Source organism: Ramlibacter sp. AN1133 (assembly GCF_037890035.1).
Classification (GTDB): Bacteria; Pseudomonadota; Gammaproteobacteria; order Burkholderiales; family Burkholderiaceae_C; genus Ramlibacter.
The window spans coordinates 124,092-146,901 of the sequence record NZ_JBBKTQ010000009.1; the positions used below are offsets into that span (position 1 = coordinate 124,092).

General features: G+C 67.0%; 18 protein-coding genes. 7 read left to right on the forward strand and 11 right to left on the reverse strand.

The annotated features are described in order from the left end of the window. Positions 1-222 precede the first annotated feature (222 nt). The 9 genes from WG923_RS14600 to WG923_RS14640 all read right to left on the reverse strand — a co-directional run bounded on the left by WG923_RS14600 (position 223) and on the right by WG923_RS14640 (position 11,956). A complete protein-coding gene (locus WG923_RS14600; protein WP_340351714.1) occupies positions 223-1,284 on the reverse strand; it encodes a hypothetical protein in 1,062 nt (353 codons plus the stop codon). A 14-nt stretch (positions 1,285-1,298) separates the two neighbouring features. Beyond that, complete coding sequence (locus WG923_RS14605) at positions 1,299-1,646, reverse strand: hypothetical protein (RefSeq protein ID WP_340351715.1); 348 nt, start codon at positions 1,644-1,646, stop codon at positions 1,299-1,301. A 138-nt stretch (positions 1,647-1,784) separates the two neighbouring features. After that, complete coding sequence (locus WG923_RS14610; protein ID WP_340351716.1) at positions 1,785-2,222, reverse strand: hypothetical protein; 438 nt, start codon at positions 2,220-2,222, stop codon at positions 1,785-1,787. A gap of 13 nt (positions 2,223-2,235) precedes the next feature. Next, complete coding sequence (locus tag WG923_RS14615; protein WP_340351717.1) at positions 2,236-2,691, reverse strand: hypothetical protein; 456 nt, start codon at positions 2,689-2,691, stop codon at positions 2,236-2,238. Between the two features lie 23 nt (positions 2,692-2,714). Beyond that, entirely contained in the window at positions 2,715-5,216 is a 2,502-nt protein-coding gene (locus WG923_RS14620; protein ID WP_340351718.1) for an AAA family ATPase, read from the reverse strand. Positions 5,217-6,402: 1,186 nt separating this feature from the next. Continuing rightward, positions 6,403-6,756 (reverse strand): hypothetical protein, encoded by a 354-nt coding sequence (locus WG923_RS14625; protein ID WP_340351719.1) that lies wholly within the window; start codon positions 6,754-6,756, stop codon positions 6,403-6,405. A gap of 356 nt (positions 6,757-7,112) precedes the next feature. Beyond that, complete coding sequence (locus WG923_RS14630; RefSeq protein ID WP_340351720.1) at positions 7,113-8,921, reverse strand: helix-turn-helix domain-containing protein; 1,809 nt, start codon at positions 8,919-8,921, stop codon at positions 7,113-7,115. A 540-nt stretch (positions 8,922-9,461) separates the two neighbouring features. Next, positions 9,462-10,412, reverse strand: a complete 951-nt coding sequence (locus WG923_RS14635) for a hypothetical protein (RefSeq protein ID WP_340351721.1) — start codon at positions 10,410-10,412, stop codon at positions 9,462-9,464. A 41-nt stretch (positions 10,413-10,453) separates the two neighbouring features. Then, entirely contained in the window at positions 10,454-11,956 is a 1,503-nt protein-coding gene (locus WG923_RS14640) for a UvrD-helicase domain-containing protein (RefSeq protein WP_340351722.1), read from the reverse strand. 366 nt (positions 11,957-12,322) lie between these two features. Between WG923_RS14640 and WG923_RS14645 the strand changes: the two genes are divergently transcribed. Continuing rightward, positions 12,323-12,649, forward strand: a complete 327-nt coding sequence (locus WG923_RS14645; protein ID WP_340351723.1) for a hypothetical protein — start codon at positions 12,323-12,325, stop codon at positions 12,647-12,649. 191 nt (positions 12,650-12,840) lie between these two features. On the opposite strand, the gene WG923_RS14650 is transcribed toward WG923_RS14645, so the two are convergent. Together WG923_RS14650 and WG923_RS14655 are read right to left on the reverse strand one after the other, a co-directional pair. Beyond that, the gene (locus WG923_RS14650) at positions 12,841-13,554 is read right to left on the reverse strand and encodes a hypothetical protein (RefSeq protein WP_340351724.1); all 714 of its coding nucleotides are present in this window, start codon (positions 13,552-13,554) and stop codon (positions 12,841-12,843) included. 204 nt (positions 13,555-13,758) lie between these two features. After that, complete coding sequence (locus WG923_RS14655; protein ID WP_340351725.1) at positions 13,759-15,060, reverse strand: hypothetical protein; 1,302 nt, start codon at positions 15,058-15,060, stop codon at positions 13,759-13,761. Positions 15,061-18,473: 3,413 nt separating this feature from the next. On the opposite strand from WG923_RS14655, the gene WG923_RS14660 reads away from it, so the two are divergent. The 6 genes from WG923_RS14660 to WG923_RS14685 all read left to right on the forward strand — a co-directional run bounded on the left by WG923_RS14660 (position 18,474) and on the right by WG923_RS14685 (position 22,778). Then, positions 18,474-19,208 carry a ParA family protein gene (locus WG923_RS14660; RefSeq protein ID WP_340351726.1) on the forward strand — a complete coding sequence of 245 codons (735 nt, stop codon included), beginning with the start codon at positions 18,474-18,476 and terminating at the stop codon, positions 19,206-19,208. Further along, a complete protein-coding gene (locus WG923_RS14665; RefSeq protein ID WP_340351727.1) occupies positions 19,205-20,329 on the forward strand; it encodes a ParB/RepB/Spo0J family partition protein in 1,125 nt (374 codons plus the stop codon). Before WG923_RS14660 ends, WG923_RS14665 begins: the two co-directional genes overlap by 4 nt. A 9-nt stretch (positions 20,330-20,338) precedes the next feature. Further along, complete coding sequence (locus WG923_RS14670; RefSeq protein WP_340351728.1) at positions 20,339-20,818, forward strand: hypothetical protein; 480 nt, start codon at positions 20,339-20,341, stop codon at positions 20,816-20,818. A 367-nt stretch (positions 20,819-21,185) separates the two neighbouring features. After that, positions 21,186-21,347 (forward strand): hypothetical protein, encoded by a 162-nt coding sequence (locus tag WG923_RS14675; RefSeq protein WP_340351729.1) that lies wholly within the window; start codon positions 21,186-21,188, stop codon positions 21,345-21,347. A gap of 197 nt (positions 21,348-21,544) precedes the next feature. After that, complete coding sequence (locus WG923_RS14680) at positions 21,545-21,982, forward strand: DotD/TraH family lipoprotein (RefSeq protein ID WP_340351730.1); 438 nt, start codon at positions 21,545-21,547, stop codon at positions 21,980-21,982. Continuing rightward, complete coding sequence (locus tag WG923_RS14685) at positions 21,972-22,778, forward strand: type IV secretory system conjugative DNA transfer family protein (protein WP_340351731.1); 807 nt, start codon at positions 21,972-21,974, stop codon at positions 22,776-22,778. Before WG923_RS14680 ends, WG923_RS14685 begins: the two co-directional genes overlap by 11 nt. Positions 22,779-22,810 lie beyond the last annotated feature (32 nt).

The following is a 22,810-nucleotide window of genomic DNA, read 5'->3' on the forward strand; positions in this document are numbered from 1 at the left end:
CGCGTCGAACATTTCGTGGCGCCATCGCTGTAGCAGGCACAGCGTGAGGGCAGTAGTCAGCGCCCGCGAGAGGGCGCGATCGGAGGCGCGCGTATCTAAGTTGGCCGCGCGGCCGATCGATTCCTGGCTCCAGCGGCCCTGCGATTGCGCCTGCCCTGGGCGGGCTCCAATCGCGGTGCTTGCGCAGCGGCATCCGGAGATGCGACTTTCTTGCATTCCTGCTCAACCCCGTTCTCGCTCGACGCTTCGCGGCTGCAGCGTGTCTACCAGGTGCTCCACCAGGTGCTTAGGCAGCTGCCAGCCGATCAGGCCCGGGTGGAACATGCGCTCGAAGGGCTGCACGGCACCGGAGGGGTTCACCAGGGGCGCTGGGCGGCCCAAGAAGACCGCGACGTCAGGGCTCCAGCTGGCGTTGTCCTGCAGCGATTCGAGGAAGTTGCGGAGCGAGGCCTGGACCGAGTCCACCGTCAGGTCCGCGTCTTCGGGCAGGCTGCTCGTGCCCGAACGGGAATGGTGGCCGATGGCGAACGTCAGCACCGATGCGTAGCCGCCGAAGCGCGCCTGGGTAGCCGCCAGGCGCAGCGCCACGTCCGGATCGCGTTCGCCGGCGGCCGACGATGCGCGGGCCACGCTCGAGTCCCCATGTCCGCCGGCCTCCAGCGCCGCCGACACGGCCAACTCCGACATCTGCTGGTGCCACACGTCCTCGGAAGTGAACACAGCCAGTTGGGTGACAGGCCCGAGCTCCCGCAGGAAGGGATGCAGCTCGTAGACGCTTGCGCCCTCGAGATCGGCCGCTCCTGCGCCCGCGGGGACCATGCGTGCGCCCACCAGGCGCAGGTTGGCCACGGCGACATCGGCAGCGTGCACGTCCGCGGCAGGCGCCTCGGCCGCCAGGCGGATGGGCGCCTCGGCCCAACGTCGGTCCGCGGTGCTCAAGGCGTTGGCATGTGTCTGGCACTGGGACAGCCGTCCGCGAAACGCCGGCTCCCCCGAGGGGCTGTAGAGGATGCGGTCGTCACGAAAGCGTGGGACCATCATCACGCGGCTGATCGCCTCCAGCACGGCGCGCGTGCGGGGCTCCTCCGCGCTGTAGATGCTGCGGATGCGATGCATCCACTGCGCACCGGTGAGACGCTCGTTGGGCTGCAGCAGGTAGCCGAAGCTCGCCACCCCGTGCGAGAACGTCATGCGATCGGCCTCGCCGGTGGCCTGGTCGCCCTCGGCCCAGACGCCGAGCCCGTGGTTGCGCCCGATCAGCGGCGCCTTGGTAAACAGTTCCATGTTCCTCCTCACTCTCAGGGTTGCCACGTCCGTGGTGTCTGTAGCTGCCGTGCCGCCGCCTCGGTTCGAGGCACGAGTCCCAGGTCCGGATCGACGCGCCACGGGGCGCGAGCCACCAGGTCCTGCAGTACCGTCATCCGCTCAGCGAAACCTGGCATGCCGTCGTGGCCCCGCGCCTGGAGCGCCCGCATCTCAATCAGTCGGGCCTGCACCCCCTGGAAGACCCAGAGGACCATGGAGCCAGGCTCGCGCAGGCCGTGGTCGATCTCGCGCCGCCGCTGCTCGTCTTGCCACCAGGCCGCTGCGCGCAATTCCTCCCGAAGCGGCAGAACCGCGGCCGGCAGCTCCCCTGCCCCGGTCACCCGCGCATCCTTCCGCGCGGTGTCGACCCGCTCGGCCAGACTTCGCGGCAGCTCACGCGGTGGGCAAGCACCTGTCCACCACGAATGACACCGCGATCGGGTCGGCCGTCGTCGTAGGCATTGAGGAAGCACGGCATGTCAGGAGGGGCGCGGCCCATGCACCGCGTAGGCATTGCCGATCAGGCTCTGCGCCTCGTTCTCGGCCAGCTCGCGAAAGAAGGAGGGGTCCGATCCAACGGCCTCGCAAGCGGCGCGCGCCTGGTCATGCGTCAGCGCCTCGGTGCACACGAGCTCATAGGAGCCGGTGAAGTCGCCGGTGGAGATTGCCTGATCGATGTCCCCCAGCGACTGGAACTCCGCCGGGCTGTCGCGCACCACGGTCACCATGAAGGTGTCGCGGAAGAATCCGCGCCGAGCCCAGTCCGCGGGCCCGACCGCCAGGTCGTTGGCAACGCGTTCGACCTGCGAGGCAGCCAGGGCAAGCCCGCTCTCACGCAGGATGGCCGCGGCCTTGCGCGCAGCGAGCTCCTGCTTCAGGCGTTCGCCGGTGTCAGGGGTGGAATTAGCGACGGTCATCGTCCCATCTCCTTCATGCGCGCTGGCGGGATGCCCAGCGGCGTTGTTCGGCCTGCTCGCGCTCGCGGATCTCCTGCACCGCGGCCTGGTAATCCGGCCGCGCCATGTTTTCGGCGATCGCGGCGTCCAGCTGCGCGATCAGCGTGGGCTCGTCGGTGTCGAGCGAGAAGGCGAACGAGTAGCCGAGGAAGTTCCCCAGGTAGCTCACCGCGTCAGGGCTGTCGGGATAGATCGGCTTGGTCGCCTCGTAGACGTTGCGCCCCTTGCGCTGGTCGAAGCGCTTGATGCAGTGCCCCCATGCGCGGCCGCGATACGGCGCTTGTTCCTGCTGGTCGTCCTCGCGCATGTCCAGACGGGGCTCCAGCGGCCAGCGCTTGAGCGCATCCATGAGTCCGGCGACGGTACCAACCTCGGGCCAGCCCGGGATGCTCGAGCCGGTGCTGTTGCCGATGTGGCGGATGATCAGCATGCTGTTTCCTTGAGAGTGGACGATCAGAAATCGCCCTGGCTATAGCGGCGCGCGCGGGCGGACATCTGGGAGGGAGGCACTGGCGTGCACGGCACCCCGGAGTACGCGTCGTCGAAGTCGCCCGGGTCTTCGTCGAGGGCGGTGGACTGGCCCTGGGTGGCCTCCTCGGGCTGGCCGAGCAGCCGCCGCACACGCTGCGGAAGCGCCGAGTTGCGCGCCGGGGCCGGCGTGGCGGCAATGTTCATGAGGTCGCGATCTTCGCCGTGCACTTCCAGCATGTGCCGCGCGCGCGAGAGCCCGGTGAAGAGCATGGGCCGATTCACGAAGCCGCGGGATGCCTGCGGCGCAACCATGATCACGTGGGCGTACTCGCTGCCCTGCCCGGAGTGCACGGACAGCGCGTAGGAGTGCTGCAAAACCTCGGTGACCGTGCCGGGGAAATCAACGGTGCGGCCGTCGTCCAGACGCAGGGTGATGTACTGCGCACCGGCGCGGCGCGGTTGCCCCTGCTTTTGGCGGTAGGGCTGCCAGGCCACGATGCTGCCGGTGTCGCCGTTGACCACGCGCACCTCGTTGGCGTCGCATTCGTCGTCGTCCTCGCGGCCCCGCCCTTCCTGGCGACCGCCGGTGCCGGCCAGCGGCACCTTCATGTTGGCGCGGATGATGATCCGGTCGCCCACGTGCAGGCGACCCGTGCCCGGCACCTTCTCCGCGTTGGGGTTGCACATCTCGCGCAGCCGCGCGTTTGCGTAGGTGGTGTTCCACCCGGGGGTGTCTGGGTTGCCCTGGCGCTTGGGGATCAGCAGGATCACGTTGTCGAAGCCGTGGCGGTCCACTGCGTTCACGTACTGCTGCGCCACCCGCGGGAACTCCGCGGCCGCTTCTCCCAGGTGGTGGGAGAACTGCACGTCGGGCCGATCGGCGCAGTCGATCTCGCCGTCGCGCACCTGATTGATGATGTCCAGGATACCGCCGCCGTTGCGGTGCGTGGTCGTCAGGCGATGGTGGTCCGGCCCGTCGATGGCCAGGATGTCCTTGAGGAACTGGCCAGGCGAGACGGAGGGCAACTGGTCGTGGTCGCCAAGCAGGATCACGTGCATCTCCTTGGCCGCGGCCAGCACGCCATCGGCGAGGTCGTTGTCGGCCATGCCGGATTCGTCGAGCACGAGGATGTTGCCCGGCAGGGGGTTGTCCTCGTTGAAGGTGAAGTCCTTGCGCGATCCGCCGGCGAGCGTCGAGTGCACGGTGGCGGCCGAACGCCCGTGCTTGGACAACCGGTTGTTCAGCACCTTGGCCGATTTCCCGGTGGGGCCGCAGAAGACGAAGTCGCGGCTCTTGAGCACGCAGGTGAGGATCTCCATCAGCGCCGTCTTTCCGCAGCCGGGCCCGGCCGTGAGGGTGTGCAGGCGTTTCTTGGAAGTGAGGATCCCCACCAGCGCAGCGAGCTGGGAGTCGTCCAGGGTGGTGCCGGGCGCCACGCGCGCCGTGACTTCCTTGATCTTGGCGATCACCTTGTCGCGAGGCGCCTTGGTCATCGGAGCCACGGGCGCGCACATCTCCGCCACCCGTGCGGCCAAGCTGCGCTCGGCGTCAAGCAAGTCGGGGGTGTAGAACCGCCTCTCGCCGAAGCCCTCATCCATCTCGATCAGATCCGCCTCGAGGCCGTGCTCGATGGCGCGCTGCGCAGGCACCTGCGCATCCACCCGCTCGATCGCGCGGATGAACTGGTTGCGCGTCAGATATGTGTGGCCGCTGCGCGTGCATTCCTGGTCCAGCGCGAAAAGCACCAGGGCGCGCAGGCGCTCCGGGGCGTCCCGCGGGATGTTCGACGCAGCTCCGATCGCGTCGGCCGTGCCGAACCCGTAACCGGCAACGAACGGCATCGGCTCGTACGGATCCTTGATCAGGCGGGCCCAGCACTTCTCCAGCAGCCGCGGATCCAGGTTCGAGCTCGGCGCGAGCGGGTTGTCGGCGTTGGACAGTGCTTCCTTCGCTTCCCTGGCGAGCAGGTGGCTGGCCAGAGCCTTCAAGACGTTGTCCCGGATGCCTGGCATGCCGGTCAGGCGTGTGGCCAGGTCCCGGTGGAGGAACGCGAGCGCTGCCGAGGCTGTCTCGTCGGTCTTGAATTCCGCGCGCTTGGCCACGGTAGACAGATCCAGGCTCCAGGGTGCTGCGAGGAGCTGCTGCCGCAGCGCTTCGAGCGCCTTCGCTTCTTCCTCATCGCCTGCCGCGCCGGCGATCACCTGGTCGACGAACTTGTTGGCCTTCTGCTCGGACAGAGACTTCCAGTTCTTCGTCATGAACTTGACGATCGACTTGCGGTCCGGTCGGATGTGCGGCACTACCGCTTCCACAGCGAAGCCCTCACCGTGCTGGCGGTGAAAGCTGGGGCGGCCGCGAAACTCGTATTCCGCTCCCTCCACCAGGTCGACCAGGGGCGCGCCGGTGACCTTGACCGCCTCACGATCCTCATTGCGTGCGGTCCCGACGGCCCAATCGCTGTAGATGGACAGGCGCTCCAGCACGCCAACGAAGGTCTCCAGGGGCTCGGAAGGCGGTTGCGGCGCCTCCCGCGCGGGCTGGGGGGCCGGCGCGGAATGGACGACGAACCTCGAACGCCCGCCGCCCGCCACGGGAACCGTCGACGGTACGGGAGCCGCCTGCTGCTCGCCGGTCGCAGCAGCACGAGGTTGCGGGGCGCCAACGCTCGTGCGCGCGCCCCAACGCTGAGCCCGCGAAAGCTGTGGGGTGGGGAGTTGAGCGCTCATGAGCCGGCCGTGCAAGATGGTTGAACGGTCTGATTGTGCGCTGCGCCGCAATACCATTGCAAACGCCATGCGGTCGGCGTTTGAAGCGCGTTGCGCGGGCGGGGCGCTGTGGGGGGGAAAGGCTTCCCCCCAGGCTTGAAGGCATGGACAACTCTGCGAGTTGCCCACACCACGCCTCCCCCCCTTCTGCGTTAAGAAAGAACCCTAAGAGTCACCACCGGCTGCCCCCAGTATCCGGCGGAGGCCCGCAATTCCCTGGATCGATGAGTCCTTGAATTCGGCTTCCTCGGAGCCCGAAATCCTTAAAACATCCCCCGTCCCCCCGCACCCCGCTTATGTACAGAAAAAGCCGTTACATGAGCATGCGTCATAAGATTCTGTTTCCTTGGTGCGCTTCATGCATTTGTAGCGATATACGGATACAGAGGCTGCGAAGTGGGCAGTCGCCGTACGACGGGACAGCGTGCGGGAGCTTGGCGCGCCGGGTTGCTGCAGTGAGCTCTGCATTGTGCGCGGCGGCTCCTGCCCGGGTGGCGTGATGACCTTTTCCGTTGCGTGACAGGCACTTGCTTCGCTCCGGGGCGCTCCGCGCGGGCGCGTTTGGGCGACAGCGGTGCGCTTGGGTGCAGTGATTCCCGGGCGAATGCAGAGATTAGTGCAGAGATTTCGCGTGAGGCGGAATAGTCCTTTGCCGGCGCGGCTTTAGGCGCGCACCGTGGGCCAAATAGAGGCCTTCGGACCGCATTTTCTGGCGCAACAGCGCAATGAAAACTGCAGAGATTTGGCGATGCGGCAAATTGTCGTTACGCGACAGCGACTTACTCGCGTGAAGCCGCTCGCGCGCGGGCCCCGAGACCCAGTTCTGCCCGCACTGAGTGCAGTGATTAGTGCAAGGATTCCGCTGGCCTGCTTCGGCCTGCCGGTTTGGATCCGCAACCGCTCGTTAGCCGCCGCGGGGGCGCGCGAAGCGATCGGCACGCGTCGAGCGCGCCGGTGGCGCATCCCCGTCGGCCTCCGGCTTGGCGCTCACCCTGGTCAGGTTGGCCGCGTCCCCCTGCTCGCATGAGCGTGCCAGTTGCGCCGAGGCCTCGTCGAGTCGTTGGCGCACCATCGCGGTCAGCCCAGCCAGGGCCCATCGCTGGTTGTTCTCGTACCAGGCGGCCATGGTTTCGATCAGCTCACGATCGCAAGGACGCTGTGGCGTCTTGGCCCACATCTCCAGGCAGTGCCGGGCGAGGTCGAGGTGGTAGGGCGTCTCCTGGCCTTGCTGCGGCGCCGGCGCGGCTGGCTGGGACATCTGGGCGAATGCTGGCGACTCCGCAGCAGCATTCTGTGCGGCCGCCGGCGCGGCCGGTTTGGCGCCGTACCGCGCGTAGCGGGAGGGTGCCAGGGCAGTCGCCGGCGCCGGGCGTCCCACGGGGGATGCCGCGGACGCCTGCGCTTGTGAATCAAGAGCAGCACTGGCAGCCTGCGGCTCGCGTGCCCCCCGGGCCTGCGAAGCATCAGGAGGGAAGTCGTCGGCGCTGCCGGCATACCGCCGCGCCCTTGGGCTCATCGGAACCGGGGATGCGGTAGCACCGGCGCTAGCGGCCGGTGTGGCGGGGATTGCGGCCCCGGTGCGGCGCATTTCTTCGAGGCGTTCTCGGACACGGCTCATGGGCTGGCTCCTTCAGGAAGCCGGCGGTGCAGCAGCTGCGGCAGCCGATTCGGCGGCGGCGCTGCACCGACACGGGAGGGCGGCGGGATCGGCGGCGCCGCGCTGCCCCAGGAGGCGGACGGCGTGCCGGGGGAGTTCGATGGCGTGGCCCCCCGGGGGCCCGTCTGCGCTTCCTTCTTCGCTGCTGCCTGGGCCATCCTGGTGAGACTCACTGCGATGCGCAGCGAAATCGAGCTGTCTTCGAGCCGGCTGCGCTGCTCGCGGTCCAGCGCGTCGTCGGCAAGGCCCGCCGCGCGCCGCGCCTGGTCCTCGTTCAGCTGCTGCATGGTTGCGGCGATGCGCGCGGCGTCTGTCTTGGCGGGAAGCAGGGGTGCGAGATGCGGCCTGTGGTGCCGGCGGGTGCGCCTGGCGAGCTCCACGGGCGTGAAATAGTGAGGACACTTCTCACGGTCTCGTCCGGCGCGACGGCCACGCGTCTCGACGTACTCCGCGCCCTCTTGGCGGGTATCGAGATCCCTGTGGATCGTGCTTTGGGAGACACCCAGCGCGGTGGCGATCGCCCGGATGCTCAGGCCCTGGGCTCGCAGTTCGACGGCCTGGACCCGGCGCTGCTCACGCCCGTCGCGCGCAACCACGCGTTGCGGATGCTTGGCCTCGCGTCGGCGACGCTTCTCGTCTTCGTCGATGACCACCGTCAGGTGCTGCTGCTCCTCCGCGGTGATGCCCAGCTTGCCGATGAGGAAGTCGTTGCTCGGGTTGTAGCGGATGTCGTATTCGCGGCCGTGAAATTTGTGCCGCTCGCCGGCCTCGAACTGCCTTTGGCGCCGCTCCAGCGTCTGCATGGAGCCCTCCTCTTGCGGGTCGAAGTCGCGCGAGAGGGGCATGCCCAATAGCAGCTGGCCCATAAACTTGTCGAACTCGACCTTCTTGCGGTCGCTGGCCTGCAGCACCAGGTTCAGCAGCCACAGCGTGAACTCCGTTCGCTGGCCTACTGGCACGCCCCCGCGCATGTCGATCACCTTGACCAGGTCGTGCGCGCGCTGCAGATTCATCCAGGCGGTGGAGTGCTCCCTCGGCATGAGGGGCTTGTTCGCCTCGATGAAACCCTTCAATGCGTGCACGTCCACCTCGCAAAGGGCGCCGGCCCCGGTGGCTGCGCGAGGCTTCTTCCCCTTCTCCGCCGTCTTGCGCGCCAGGCGGATGTTGGGCACCGCCTTCAGCGCGGCTTCGGTCAACTCGGACAGCGCGACCGGCTCGGCATTGAGCTGACGGGTTTCTGCCAGGGCACCTGTTTCACTGTGCACGCATCCGGGAAAACGCAGCACCCGGCTGACATCCTTGGCGTTGCCGTCCGGAGCGAAATCCACGAGCAGTTGGCTCAGGCGCGCCTGAAGCGCCTTCCACTGGGGCAGCTCCCACCTGCGCACCGCGTCCTTCAGGAACCATCGCACGTACAGGCCGCGTCCGCTTCGGGTCACCGTGGTCGGCAGCGGGATCCCTGCGTTCTGGATCACCAACAGCAGGTCGCGGATCGTGCCTTCGCTGTCCTGCAGGTGCGCGTTGTAGATGTCCAGGTCGATGTAGACGCAGCGGATGCGCAGGAACGCCTTCTCCTGCCGCGAGGGGTACAGGAAGGTCGACTGGGACAGGTACACGTCCTTCGCCCCGCGCGAGGCCTGCAGCACCGACTCCAGCTGCTCGAGCGGGTAGCACTTCTGGTCCCACTTGGGCCGGCCGTCCGAGCCGATCTCCGCGAGCTTGCGCGCGTGAGTGAAGAAGCCGTCCGTGTGGTTGCCATAGAGCAAGCGCGCCTCCTGGACGGCGGACAGCTGCTCGTAGCTCGAAAACGCCCTCATCGCGATGCATGGGCACCGGCAAGGACTGTGGAATCGCTTTCACTTCGGCCAGGCGCTTAATAACGCTTGACGCATGTTGAAGTCTGTCCTAATATCCGCCTGCGATTTGTTTATTCGGCTTAGCGGTCGGATCCTGCTCGATGTGGTGCGCCTAGCAACGCACCTGAGACCCGCAAGGGTCCTCGGCGAGATCAGATCACTTTGGCGGGTGACAGCTCTTCGACGTGCAATGTGCGTCGCGTGCCTGGCGGAGGCTCTCCACAGCCTCTGCCATTTTTTTTGCCCGTTCTCCTCTGCGCAGTGTGTTGTCGAAACATCCAGGGGAGCAGTCACCGGGGACGGCGACCACTCCATCGCCTTCAGCGCGCACGAGATGTCGGTTCGCGGACATATACAGGTACATACTGAAAAGGTGACGGAGTGTAGCCCCTGCCGAGGCTCCATCCAACGCCGCCACTATCGGAACCGATAGCTGGCGGCGAAATTTCTTCAGCTGCGGTCGCGCAGCGTGTCGCCGTCCTCGAAGTCCGGGTCGAAGCCCGAGTCGTCGAAGTCGCCGCCGGATTCCTGCTCGGCATCCGCCGGGCGCGGGCGCACACCGATCACCCCGACGGGCTGCAGGTCCAGCGACACGCCGGTGAGCTCGCGCTGCTGGCCCATGTTGGCGTTGAGCATCACCGCTTGGCGGGCTTCTTCGGGCGAGGTCGCCAGCACCAGCACGTTGCCGGCGACCTGCGCCGTCACGCCGTTGGCGTAGTCGTCGGTCGCCCACGCCGGCGCCGGCGCGGCCGCCACCACCATCGCCCCACCCTCCCCGCCCGCGGGCGCCGCGGCCAGGGGGATTTCGCCGGCGGCCGGAGCCGCGGTGCCCTCCGGGTCTGCGGGTGCCGGGCGCGACAGGGCATCGCCCAGGGCCATGGGCTGCGCATCCGCCACGGCCGTCACGTTGACCGGGTTGGTAAGCGTCGCCATCAGGGTGCGTTCCGAGTCGATGAAGCGGCCCGGCTCGTAGGTGCTCATCTCGCACAGCACCGGCACGAGGTAGGCGCGCATGCCCAGGCCAGCCAGGTGGCGCTTCACCGCGGTGGCGACCTTGGCGCCTTCGGACTTGAGCATCGTCGCCTGCATGCCGATCTGCGAGGGAGTGGCGTTGGCGTACATCTTCTCCCAGCGGACGGCCATCGCCCGCATCAGCTGCGCCTTGGCCAGCGTCTCCAGGTGATCCTCGACCTCGATGGTGTGCACCGAGTCGGGCCTGATGTCCGTTTCGCCCGAGTCCAGCAGCTCGAAGAGGTAGCTGATGTTCTTGAACTCCGGAGCGATCTGGAAGCGCCCCACGACCTCCGCATTCGCGCCAGGCGTGTGGCGGCCGTACACGCCGCGCAGGATCATGTCGCCCTGAGCAGAGCCGGTGGAACGGACGATCGCAATGGTCTTCATGAGAGATGCTCCTTGGAAATTGGTGGGTGGGTGCCGTCGGGTTAGGCGGCATGTGTTGGAAAAGGCTCCTGCCGCGCGCGGGCTCTCTCCAGCGCTTCGGCGCGATCGCGGCGATGGCGCGGCAGGTTCTGCAGCCATTGCCTCGTGTCGGCGTTCAGCGCGATCTCCTTCTTCGCCCGCGTCAACGCCACGTACAGCAGGTTCAACTCCTGATGCGGCAGTTGCGCGAACGGGTCGGCGACCAGCATCGTTTCGCACTCCTGCAGGATCTCGAAGTCGTCGGCGAGCTGCACGTAGTCGAAGTCCAGGCCCTTGGCGCCGTGCCCGGTGCTGAGCGTCAGCTGCGCATCGGGCTGATCCTTCACGGCATTGGTCTTCACGAGTTGAACGAGCCGTGGGGTGTCGTGCCGGTATTCGTCGATCACCTGTGCCAGGATCTTGGTCTCGGGATCCTTGGACTCGGTTGCATAGGCGACCATGTCGCCGTAGCTCGTGAAGTACCGCAGGAACGGATCGTTGATGCGTTCGCGCTGGTTGGCAAAGAGGTAGTAGGCATCCAGGATGCGGTCGAACTTGTATTTCTCGACCCCGCCCACCCAGTGCACGCCCCGGCCTTCCAGCAGCACCGCTTCCTTGAACAGCTGCGCATTGGTGCGTGCCAATCGCGTGACGGGGGCGCCGCTGCGGTACGGGATGTCCTCGCCCATTCCCTTGATGAGGACCTGCTCCTTCTTCAGCTCCGACAGCACCAGGTTGGCGACCTGGGCCACCTTCGGTCCGAAGCGCCAGGTCTTCGACAGGTGCAGCCGCGTGGCCCCGGGGAATTGCTCCATCGCGTTGATCGCGCCCCGGAAGGCGTAGATCGACTGGTGCGGATCGCCCAGCACCAGGAGCCTCGCGTGGCGCTGCTGCTCCACGATGTGCGCTGTGACAGGGTTCGCGTCCTGCCACTCGTCACAGATGATGAAGTCGTAGTTCAGCCGCGGATTCGTCAGGGCCCACATCTTGAGGTAGGCATCCGGCGACATGGTCACGGTGTCGCTGCGGTCCTGCATGCGGCGCCACAAGACCTTGGCGTCGAGCACGCCGGCGGCCATCTCGTGTTCGCTGGCGTGGAACTTCAGTTCTGCCTCGCCCGCGTGCTCCAGCGTGATCTCGCTGGCGGTGCTCTGGAAGAAGGCGATCAGCACGGACTGTGCGATTGCCGCGGCCCGGATGTTGGACAGGTTCAACTCGTTGCGCACGTTCAGCGCTCGCCAGTTGAAGCTCACCCGGTGCGAGTAATGCTTGCCGACGGCCTGGAATGCCAGGGAGTGCGTCGTGCGGCACTCCGTGTTCTCCCCGAAGCGCTGCGTGGCTTCCAGCTGCAGGCTCTTGTTGTAGGCCATGTAGAGGAGGCTCGCGTGCGGGCGTCGTTTCGCGAAACCGATACCCGTGGTGGTCTTGCCGGTGCCGGCCTTCGCGTCAGCCACAACGACGCGGGCGTCGCAGTCGATGATGGCCTGCTGCTCGTCGGTGTAGGTGACGGTGGGCTTGGCCCGCATGAGCGGGAATCCCGCGGCGATGGCCGCAGGCGTCGCGCCGCGCCGGACCGGCTCCACTGCGGGCACCGGTGACGAGGTCGCTACGGGCTGCGGCTGCAACGGACGTACGGCCGGGCTCGCCGTCGCGGGTCTGCGCGCGGCCCCCGCGCCCCCGTAGAACGGCTTCGACAGCAGCTGCGGCAGCCGGGGGCCGTCAGCAGGTCGACGCGGGGGCGTGGTTGGCATGAGCAGTTCGCGAAGGTACACGGATACAAACGCATCTTACGGACCGTCCCCCTTGAAAGCAAACGGCCTCGGCAGCGGCAAGTGCCTGGGAGCCCCCGCCGGCTCTGCCATACTGAGGCCCTTGCTTCAAGGACGACGCCAGTGAACAAGCAGTTTTCGGTGGCCTTGACCGCCTTCATCCTGTGCACAGCGGCCGCCGGCCAGAACATCGGCTGGAAGCCCGTGACGCCGGGCAACATGCAGTGGGCCAACACCCCGGGAAGCGGCACCACGATCTACCGGCAGGTGGGGCCCCTGACCTTCGGCTCGGACGGCAGCCGCAGCTACAACACCGGGGACACGCCCGCCGCACCGGGGGGCCGCAGCGGTGGCAATCCGGCCGTACTGGGTGAAACGGTCTACCTTCGGGATAGCGCCGGCAAGCCGGTGGCCTGCAAGCGGTACGGCGACAACGTGTTCTGCGACTGACCTGGCAAGGGTCATCGGCGGCCCGGTCACGCGCTCGATGGGGAAGAACACCTTGCGGGCCTTGAACAACGGCACGACGGTGCAGCCCCGGCAGGCGGCCCAACCAGGAACAAGTGGTGCGTGGCGACCGCCCCCGGCCTGCGGGACTAAGTCAGGTACCTGGCTAAGTCTCGCGCCTCTCTATATGGTCCTCAGGCCTTGGACGCCAGGCGACTGACTTCCGTGACGAGCCGGCGCAACTGGGTGTCCACGTCCAGAAGCTTGCGCATCTCCTTCACCTGGGCGTCCAGGAGATCGGCGCGGCTGAGGGCGGCGCCTGCGGCCGCGTCGTACTTCAGCATGAGCGTCTGGCGCACGCCGGCAAGGCCGGACACTTCCCTCTCGAGGCGACCGAGCCGATCGAGGAGCGGCTCCAGCAACGGCGGCAGCGCCGCGGCAAGGGCGCCGGCGAGCTGCTCCTGAGTAATCGCGGGAGCGGCGGCGACACCACCGCTTACCGTGCCCGGGGCGCCTGGCGCGGCGAGCGGCTCCGGCGGAACCGCTCGAGGCATCATGTGCCCACGGATCTTGCCCCAGACGTACTTCGGCGGCTTCGTCGCCGGCTGCTTCTCGTATGGTTTGAGCTCTCCCGCTTTCACCTTGCGTTTCAGTGTGCGGAGCGACGGAGCCTTGTCGCCGAATTCCCGTACCAGCAGTTGGTGGCAATCTTGCAGGCCGAGCGCCGCATCACGCGGAACGTGCGGGGGAAGCACCCGGCTGGCCGAACGCGGCTTTGTTCCGGTGGCAATGGTTCTGCCGGGTGTCGGCTGCGGGCCGAGCGGGCCTTCGGGCTGCAGGAGCATCGGGGTCGGTGGTTGTTGTTGGTGGCGGCGGGTGTCGTGTGTTTTTCTCTGCTCAGGGATCATCGCAGAAAGTGCCACTTACGGCGAGTGGCACTTGCGCGGCACGAACTCTCGAAATTCCCGTTCTGCGCCTTGCCCGTTATCCGACGTGGCCGAGAGTTCTCCTTGTGGATCAGATACTTGCGGATGGGCCGGCGCGCGGATCGGGAAATCGTGGAACACGATGTTCCACGGAACTGGTGCGTTAGAAAAGTGACACGGTCAGTGTCATGGTGCCACGTCGAATGCAGCGCCCTCGCCTGCCTCTCGGTCGAAAGCGTCGGCGCCGGTGCTCTCCCCGCGATCGTGCTGCTGTCGATCGGAGCTGCGCAGGCGTTCGCCCTTGATCGAGCGAAAGGCCTGGTTGCCCTTGCCGTAGGAGCGCCCGCTGACCCGACCGCTGTGTCCCATGAGTTCGCGGGTTGCCGCGATGCCGTGCCGAGCGCGCTGATTGGCTTGGAACTGACCGCGGAAGGTATAGAGGGTGTACGACTTCGAGCCCTTCCAGAGGCGGTCGCACGCGATGCGCAGTGCCTGGCGGCACTGGTCGTGGTAGCGGGTGAAGTGCGCCTCGCGCTCGGCCGGGATTGCGCCCAGGGGGATCGCGGCGTTGAAGAACGTCAGGTGCTGCTCGACCATCAGGCGATCCAGGCCCTGTGCCACCGGGACCATCCGCTCGGGGCCCTCCACGCGCAGGGGTGGTTCGATTGCACCTTCTTCGTCGATGTCCGGCACTTCTTGATCAGCGCCTTCGCCGCCCTCCTCCTGGGGCGCCCTGCCCCCGCGGCGGAAGTCCGGCGGGGAGAGATGCTGCTTGGCGGTTTGGATGGTCAGCACCGATTTGCTGCTGTCCCAGGTCGCGGCCAGCCACTCGATCGGGCGGGCTCCCGTAGCCAGAGTTGCGTTGGCCCAGACCAGGGCGCGGACTGCCCAGTCGGAGGACGCTGCCATCTCATTGAGCTGCTCGGTGAGCGCCTCGTAGTCGGCCTCCGGGATCGAGCGCTTGCGATTGGAAGCCCGGTCCGGATCCTTCGCGAAGCTCATGGTCTGCAGCAGCGCGTAGGCCTGGCGGAATTCCAGCGCCTGGTCGCCTTGCTCCCGCAGGTACCAGACCATCGCGTTCCGGTACGACAGCTTGCTGGCTGCGGAGAGGTCGGTGCGGGCAAGCAGGTCGTTGACGGCATCCAGGATGGTGACGAAAGCCGGATCCTCCGGAGTGCTGGAACGCTGGCGGACGGCGTAGCCTTCTAGGAACTTCACCCGATCGAGGTACTTCTGGCGCGAGGAGGCGGTGATCGGCGTGGAGGGCGGGATCGCCGGGAGGTTGCCGGCATCGAGGGCCGCGCCGGCAGTGTGCGCCACGGCGAGGCTTGCTCCGGGCGTGCCGGTCCTCCCCCATCGAGTGAGCGAGGTCGGGTGGTCCTGCGGGGCGATGCGGCCTGGGTGCTGGCCAGCGAGGAGCCCGCGCGCGCGGTCATCTCCTTCGGGAGTCGCCATCGAGGAGTGCTGCGCCGGGTGATCGGCCGGCATCTGGGCGTCTGCTTGCCCGGGGTCGTCTCCCTGCGTGGACCTTTCCCAGGCAGGAGCTCCGGCGGTGCCGGGCCCAGGAAGATCGGCCGCGGCGGGTCCGGCTGCCCACGGGAGCTCGGCTCCAGCAGGACGATGCTCTGGGGCCTGGAGGGGCGGGGCCCCCTCGTCGACGGCTCCGGTGAGGCGGCTTTCGAGGGGCTGGTTCATGCTGGGTTTCGCCTACGTGGATAAGTGTTGGATACAGAACGAGCCCAAACACCTGTTCGGGATAGTGGCGCTTAGGTGTTCGGATACCGCTGTTTGCGACGTTATATAGCTACAAGGCATATTCTGCGCCGGCCCCAAGGCGGATGCAAATGTCGGGATAGAGCGCTGCTCCGCGAGGCAGGCGGAGTGCGACGTGTTGGATATGTCTGTGCGGCTCGATGGCGCCGCCCGCGGCGCGGGAGATCCAAAGGCTCACGGTTTCGATGCGCATTGCGCGGCGCAGTGCGTCGAAGAGTCGCTCCGGGTCTACCTGGGTGGTGCCGTCATCGCGAGGCGCATTCGGCCTCCCCATTGGCGCGCGAGGCGGCCGGGGGCACCCTCCACGAGGGGGGACCCGCGAGTGTCGGGATACCAGGAGGCGCAGGTGTTTGGATAGGAGTGCCTCGGGAGCCGGATAGTGTTAACGGTACCGGACACTATCCAAAGCAGCAGGCAAGAGTTTGTCGCGATTGGGGATTCGGTTTCCTAGCGCAGGTTGCGCTCCGTGAATTGCAGTCAGCTCAGGTCGCAGATCGGCGGAACAAAGTGCCAGGCGGTCTGCGATCGTTGCCAGGACCTGGCGCGCTTGGGGGGCTAGGCTGTTCGGCGGCTTGGCCGCGGATCGGACCGCCCTACCCCCGCGGATCGAGGATCGGTCTTCAGCAGCCTGTGCCTGCGGAGGGTGGCGGCAAAGATCGCGGCTGCTGGCCAACTGCTCGGTCGAAGCATGAATAGCTTCGTGTTTGGATACTGGTGGCAGTGCGCTGGCAATCACGTGTTGGTATAGGCGAGGCCTCTGCCCCGCCCCAGCAGAGGCGCATCGAGTGTGAATCGAGGGCGGGGAAGGCGCATTCCCGGCAGGCCGTCACCCGGGTAGCGGCGCGTTTCTGCCTGCAGACCAGCGCCTGGTCTGAGTGCCTTAGAAGACGCCTCCCGTGACCGGGGCGGCGTACGCTCCCGAAGTTGGCGCGGACCCGCGGCCCCCAGCCGGGCCAAGGCAGCGAGGATGCTCTTGGACAACTTGGCACCCGACTTGGGGATCCCCGGAGAGTCGTGAATCCCGGACCGACGTAGGGGCGCATGACACGCGGGTGTCGATGCGCGGTGGCGGCATGACGCGATCGCTCCGCGCTTGCGTGGTGGCCTTGCCCCTCACGGAGGCACCATGTATGTCGCGTGGCCCGGAGTGGCGCCCGAAGGTGTCACGGCCAACCGGGTCGGTATGCCGCAGGGAGTTCTCCCTTGGCGCCCGCCGCGCGTCACGCTGCCAGGTGGAAAGCGCCTGTTCCTTGAGGCGTAACCTCCGGCGCGTGTATGACGCGGGAGACGCTTGGCGCGACTCGGGTGTGTCGACGCAACCTTCGGCGCACCGGCTGGGGAGTGCCGCTGTTCCAACTGGATGTGTGTCCCGTGTCGAGCGGGGCCGCCGGTATGCATGACATGCGGCACGACCGCAACGCCGGAGCCTGCTATGAGCGTGCATGACAAGCCACTGGCAGCGAATGTGCCACGTGCGTCTGCGTGGGCCAGGCGTGGAGGTCGGAGCTTGGCCCGCGGCACCGTTCGCTGTGCGCCTGCGGGCGCTGGCGCGCACGTCCGAAGGTGCGGGGCTTGCTGCATACGACACGGCGCGGGGGGGGCCGCGCGACACCCACACGTGCCTTGTCTCGATCATCTGGTGCGTGACGCCGGAGAGGTGCTGGATGTGAGCCGGCGTACCGAGCGGGGGGCGGCGGCTAGTCCGGGTGCGCGTCTGGTGCACGAGGGAGGGGGCGCCTCGAGGATCCGCAGTGTTGACGCTGGCGCCTCCGGGGCGTACGAACGACACGGGGCCGAGGTTGACGCCGGTGCAGATTCCGATTCCGGCAGTAGCTTGGCGCGGGCCGGGAGCCGCCGGTGCGCTGACTTGCCGGCGCGAAGATGGTCTGGCGCGCGCCACTCCGGGACTTCGCCAGGCAGGGGAGCTCGTGCGCGAAGTGTGTCGGGGTGCGCGCCACTGTCCGGGCGTACAGCCCTTCATTGCGCGAGCCGCGGTAGAGCTGGGCGGTGCGGACGTGGGGCCGCCGCGCAGGCGGCCCCCGGGGCCGCATCCTCCGGACTCCATTCACCCTGGGTTGGACCGGTCTGCACCTCGAGCTTGGATCCATGTTGGAGCCGGTGAGGTGGTGTCAGGCGCCCGACACCACCGGGGTCAGGCCTGCAGGACTGGGGGGTGGATCTCGCCCTGCACGCCGAGGCGGAACCCGCTCCGCGCTGCTCGCACCCCGTAGAGGGCGTGTCGCTGGCGGTGCCTGCCGTAATCGACCTCCGTTGCAGCTCCTCTGATTTGGACGGATGGCGCAACCGGCATCGCTTCCGCCCCCGATCTTGCTCTACGGGGCCCGCGCACGCGGAGCATCGGACGCCCCTGGGCTAGTTGGACGCGCTGACCGCGACCTCGCTCGTTGTGGCCGGCGCCATGTCAGGCGCCTGACACCTGCTGGTTGCTTGCCTCTGCCCAAACGTGCGCCGGTGGCGCTCAACATCGCGGTGTCAGGCGCCTGACACCCGCACCAGATGGATTCCCGATGTCAGGCGCCTGACACCACTCGTGCCGGGAGGTCTAAGCGGAGCTCGCGTTCAATGTGGGTTCCGAAGCACGCAGTGCAGTCGCCGGCCCTGGGGGGCGTGCGCCGCAGCCGCCACTGCGCGTGTCAGGCGCCTGACACCTTTAGGCCGTCTGCGGCTCCAGATGATGGTTCCGATGTCAGGCGCCTGACACCAAGTGCCGCGTTCCGACGCCGAGCGCTAAGTGATTGTTGAGCGAGTCGTCTCACCGTGAGCGCCACCGGGCGCGCGAAGCGTTTGAGCCGCAGTGGTGGCGACTGCCGCCTGCTTGCCGGTCGCCATCCGGCGCTTGGGCAACACCTGTTCCAGGTTTCCATGGCGTGAAGATCGACGCAGCCAAGAGCATGTCAGGCGCCTGACACGTTTGCGCCCCCGGTCAACACTGGTGTTCTTTAACGCAGCTGATCTGTTTGCTTGTGACAACGGAAAGGCGTTCCGAGGGGCCTGTGGGCCTTGACAGATTGGACGCAGGCATAGGAGCAACCATAGAATCCACACGAGGCTAAAACCCGGCAATTGCACCCTTGGCGCGATTGTTACCAGAACAGAAGGGCTTATCTATGGCAGCGAAGCGACCGGCCGTTGTGATCTCGGTCTTCAACGAAAAGGGCGGCAGCGGGAAGACCACCACCGCGTGTCAGTTGGCGGGCACCCTCGGTCGCCGCGGCTACGACGTATGTGTGGCCGATTGCGACGCCCAGGAGACGGCCACGAAGTGGCTGCAGCGACTCGGAGGCAAGAACTTCCCCGCGAGCCTCTGGTCGGGCCATGGCTACGGCGCCGATGTGGCCATGCAGCTCGGCGTGCAGGCGTCGAAGTACGACATCATCGTGGTCGACTGCGCTCCCTCGGTGGAGCAGGCCAGTACGTGGGGCGCGCTCCTTGTGAGCAGCCTGGCCATCATCCCCACGCGCCTGAACATGGGGGACCTGGCGGCGCTGCCAGCTGCGAAGAGGCTGGTGCGCAAGGTCTGGGATACGCTGCACGAGAACGCGGTGCAGGCCGGCCGCACGCCGGCGCCGAACTTCCCTGCGCGTGTGCTGCCGGTGGCGGCGCGGTTGCACCTGAAGGACGAGGAGAAGGCACTCGAGAGCCAGTCCAAGGACAAGGAGTTCCCGCTGGCATCGGTGCCCCTCGGCGATCGCAAGGCCTATCCCCGATCCATGATCTACGGGTCATCGGTGCACAACGTGCCGAATTCCGCAGACAGCATTCGTGAGGTCGAGGCCTTGGTCGACGAGGTCCTCACGATCCTGAAGATGCCGTTGCAACGGGAAGAAAGGCTCGCAGCATGACCGCCGCAAAGACCCCCAGCAAGTCCCGGGGCAAACCCGAGCTGATGGACTACGGCGACGCATTCGAGAGCATGGACCAAGAGGCAAGCCGGCACGCGGATAGCCGCTTTGATGTAGCAGCGTCCGTCGTAGCCAAGCAGACCAGTGCCTTTGCCGGGGTGCCCGCGGCCGAGGCGCCAGCAGGGCAGGGCGCCAGCAGCCCGCGCCTGACGCTGGTATCGAGTACGTCTGCGGCCTTCGAGATCAATGCGCTGGAAGTGGGCAAGACGTACAGCGTCCCGCTGTCGCTCATCGACCCCAACCCGTACTCGCCGCGTTACTTCTACAAGCCAGGGGCCGTCGACAAGACCGCGCTGTCGATGGAGCAGGACGGACAGAAGGTCGCGGTGAACGGGTACGTCACGCCCGAGGGACGCGTGAGCCTGATCGAAGGCGGTACGCGGCTGCGCTCCGCCCGCGTGATCGGAGCTGAGTCCCTGGAAGTGAAGATCGAGCAGCCGCCGAAGGACGCACTCGAGCTTTACAACCGGGCCGTGGACTTCCACGACCAGCGCACGAACCATACGGGGCTGGACACGGCGATGCTCATGCGCAAACTCGTGGACGAGAAGATCGTGACCACCCAGGACGAGCTCGCGGAGAAGGTCAAGGTCAATGGGCAGAAGCCATCGAGGCAGTTGGTGAACGGCTACCTGAGGATCACCAAGATCCCCGAGCGCCTGCTGCTCATGATGTCGGAGCACGAGGCGACCTCGTCCTACTCGACCGCCTACGAGATCAGTGCGCTGTTCATCAGCGAGGCGTACGAGAAGGATCCGGAAAAGGTGGAGATCCTGGCGGAGGGGCTGGTGCGCGACATCATCGCCAAGGGCCTCAGCTACAAGAACGTACGCGACATCGTCGCCTCGAAGCTTGAGGGTCCGAAGCAGCGGCAGCGAGGAAACACCACCGACGTGAAGATGGGCGACGCGCGCGGGAAGTTGAAGGTGTTCGACAGCCGTGGCCAGTTGGACTTCTCCATCCGGGGCTTGCCCGCGGACAAGCTGACCCAGCTGAAGGCTACGATCGAGTCCATCTGCGCAGGGCGCGTCGACCTGGATCAGCTCTCGCGCGCGGGCTGATGCGACGCCATGGACACGGCCGCCTCCCTCGCTTCTGAACGCCTGGTGCATGCCCGCGCTCTGCTGTTGCTGCAGGAGGTGCGCGACTACCTGATGCGGCTGCCGGTGATTCCCGCAACCCGTGAATTGGCTAGGCGCGTGGATGGTTTCCTTGCAGACCCGCAGGCTTCGGCTGTGCAGGTGCGGGCTCGTGAGGAGGTGGCGCTTGCGCGTACTTGGGACGGCGGCTACTTCACGCCCGCTGGGGAACCGGTCCTTCAAGCGGAAGTTCGGCCGCCGCGCCAAGGGGAGATGGGAGCCGGTGAAGTCAGCGGTATCCGAATCCTCACCCTGGCCGGCGAAATGCTCACTGGCGTGGGGTCCGAGGTCGTTTCGGTACGGTCCGTGCTGTCGTCTGCCGAGCGGGTGTACCCCGGGCTGCGGCTCGAGCTTCGCCCCTCACAGGCAGGCATCTTCGAGTTGCTGGCAAAAGACCCAGCCTCCGACTAGGGCACGTTCGGGGCCGGCCAGCAAATTCGGCGACTGCCCCTCAGGCCGGTGGATCGGGGCCCTTCGCGGGTGACAGAGCGAGCGTCCCCGCCTCGACGTCCCCGCCAAGGGTTCTTGCACGAGGCGGGTGTTGAGTTGGCCCGCACGCCGGCCCCGCTCCTCCCATTCGCCCCCCACTATCCCGCATCGGCACGCACGAACTCAGGCTGCTGCTGGCCCGTGCACATCGATGCCGCGTGACCACCCGGGATCCCGCGTGTGCGTCGTGCGTTGGCTGCGCGCTAGCCGTTGGTGCGCGCCGGACGAGGGCTAAAGCTTCATGGCTATACGAGCGGCAGTGATGTTGCTGCGCCTCCACGAGCCATGAATGACTCACAACCTCGAAGCCTTCGGCTTCATCTGTGCCTGCGTCGCCCTTCTCCTCACCCGAGTTGGGGAGGAGCGTAGCTCCCTGACGCTGAAGAACTGGGCCGTCGCACTGCAAGCAGTGCAATTGCTTGTCGCGTGCATCGTCTGGGTGCTGAGGTGATTGCGCCCGTAGCGCTGCCAGGTCCGGGTCCTCCGGGGGGGGCCGACGGCCCGCCCGCGGTGGCGGGCCGATAGTTGCGTCGCCGCAAAAGCCCGCGTAATAGAATCCGTGGGAATGCACTGATACAGAAGAAAAGACTTGTCGGCGCATTATCCGCTGCATACACTTCGCTCCAGTCTCCGATGAGTTCGCCCACCATGCACATGCGACCTGGTCTTCCCCTGCTGGCGGCGCTCGCCGTCCTTGCTGGCTGCGCATCGACGCCGCTGCCGCCCGAGCCCGCCGCCGCCGACGAATCCAAGGTCCTCCTCGACGGTGCCTTGCAGCGTGCGGAGGTGCTGCCGGCCTCCACGTCGTCGGCCTCATCCAAGGCCAAGCCGCTGAATCTGCAGGAAGCCCGCTTCTCGATGAACTACGCGGGCGAAGGCAAGGTGCTCCTGAAGCAGGTCGCAGCTGCCCGGGGCCTCACCTTCCGGGTGCTGGGCCCGCAACCCCACCTGCCGTTGTTCGTCATCGTGGACTCGAAGGACTCCACGCTGGAGGAACTGCTTCGTGACGTGGGCCTGCAGTTCGGCCAGCGCGCCGACTTGGCGCTCACCGACAAGGCGATCGAGGTGCGCTACCGTGCGAATTGAACTCCGCGCGCTCGCGGCCGCGGCGCTTGCAGCGGTCAGCCTCGCGGCCGGCGCGCAGGAGGCGGTCGACCGGATCATGAACACCGTGCGGCAGCCGGCAGGCGAGGGCGAGAAGCTTTCCGTAGTGCGCGAGAGTGCCCTGCGAGAAGCAGCCGTCACGCTCGGTGCCCGCCAGGGCCTGCTGGACAAGACCTGCAACATCCGACGCGAGGTGCAGGTCCAACGTGCCGCGCTGGACAAACGCTTTCGCTTCTCCGACCTGATGATGGGCCGCGGCGTGCTGCCCCCCGTGATCTCCGAGGCCCGGGACAGCGTCGCGCTGGACGCCGCCGTGATGCGAGTGGCCTCCCGCGTCTACCACCTCGACGAGCCCGCCCGTATCGTTGACGTCCCTCCCACCTGGCGCGACTGGCTGATGGTGGGCCTGCCACCGGACCAGTGTGGCTCGGTGGTGAACGAGGCCTTGGGCCTGAACACGCAGCTGCGGCCGCAGAACGCTGCCGAAGAGGCCTTCTTTCGCGGCCTTCTCAGCACAAGCTACCAGGCCGGCGTGCAGCAAGCCAAGACGGCCTTCGAAGACAACCTCGCGCGCCTGGAGCGTGCCTATCACGGCATGCGCCGGTACTTCGAGCTGTACCAGCGCGGCATGGTGAGCGCCCCCGCGATCGTCAGCGCCACCGACGTCGTGCGGCGGGACGACCCCAACACCCTGGTGGTGGGCAACACCCTGATCCGCATCACCGTGCCCGTGGACTTCGTGGAAGACGCGGAAAAGTGGAAGCCGCTGGCTCCTTGAGCATTTCGCCACATCAGTTCGCAGAAATACAT

Coding starts and splice junctions, on each gene's coding strand:
- WG923_RS14610 (WP_340351716.1), bottom strand. CDS start 2,222: ATGACCGTCGCTAATTCCACCCCTGACACCGGCGAACGCCTGAAGCAG.
- WG923_RS14680 (WP_340351730.1), top strand. CDS start 21,545: ATGCACATGCGACCTGGTCTTCCCCTGCTGGCGGCGCTCGCCGTCCTT.
- WG923_RS14640 (WP_340351722.1), bottom strand. CDS start 11,956: ATGCGGGCCAAGCCCACCGTCACCTACACCGACGAGCAGCAGGCCATC.
- WG923_RS14600 (WP_340351714.1), bottom strand. CDS start 1,284: ATGGAACTGTTTACCAAGGCGCCGCTGATCGGGCGCAACCACGGGCTC.
- WG923_RS14675 (WP_340351729.1), top strand. CDS start 21,186: ATGACTCACAACCTCGAAGCCTTCGGCTTCATCTGTGCCTGCGTCGCC.
- WG923_RS14635 (WP_340351721.1), bottom strand. CDS start 10,412: ATGAAGACCATTGCGATCGTCCGTTCCACCGGCTCTGCTCAGGGCGAC.
- WG923_RS14650 (WP_340351724.1), bottom strand. CDS start 13,554: ATGATCCCTGAGCAGAGAAAAACACACGACACCCGCCGCCACCAACAA.
- WG923_RS14615 (WP_340351717.1), bottom strand. CDS start 2,691: ATGCTGATCATCCGCCACATCGGCAACAGCACCGGCTCGAGCATCCCG.
- WG923_RS14655 (WP_340351725.1), bottom strand. CDS start 15,060: ATGCCGGCCGATCACCCGGCGCAGCACTCCTCGATGGCGACTCCCGAA.
- WG923_RS14665 (WP_340351727.1), top strand. CDS start 19,205: ATGACCGCCGCAAAGACCCCCAGCAAGTCCCGGGGCAAACCCGAGCTG.
- WG923_RS14660 (WP_340351726.1), top strand. CDS start 18,474: ATGGCAGCGAAGCGACCGGCCGTTGTGATCTCGGTCTTCAACGAAAAG.
- WG923_RS14625 (WP_340351719.1), bottom strand. CDS start 6,756: ATGTCCCAGCCAGCCGCGCCGGCGCCGCAGCAAGGCCAGGAGACGCCC.
- WG923_RS14670 (WP_340351728.1), top strand. CDS start 20,339: ATGGACACGGCCGCCTCCCTCGCTTCTGAACGCCTGGTGCATGCCCGC.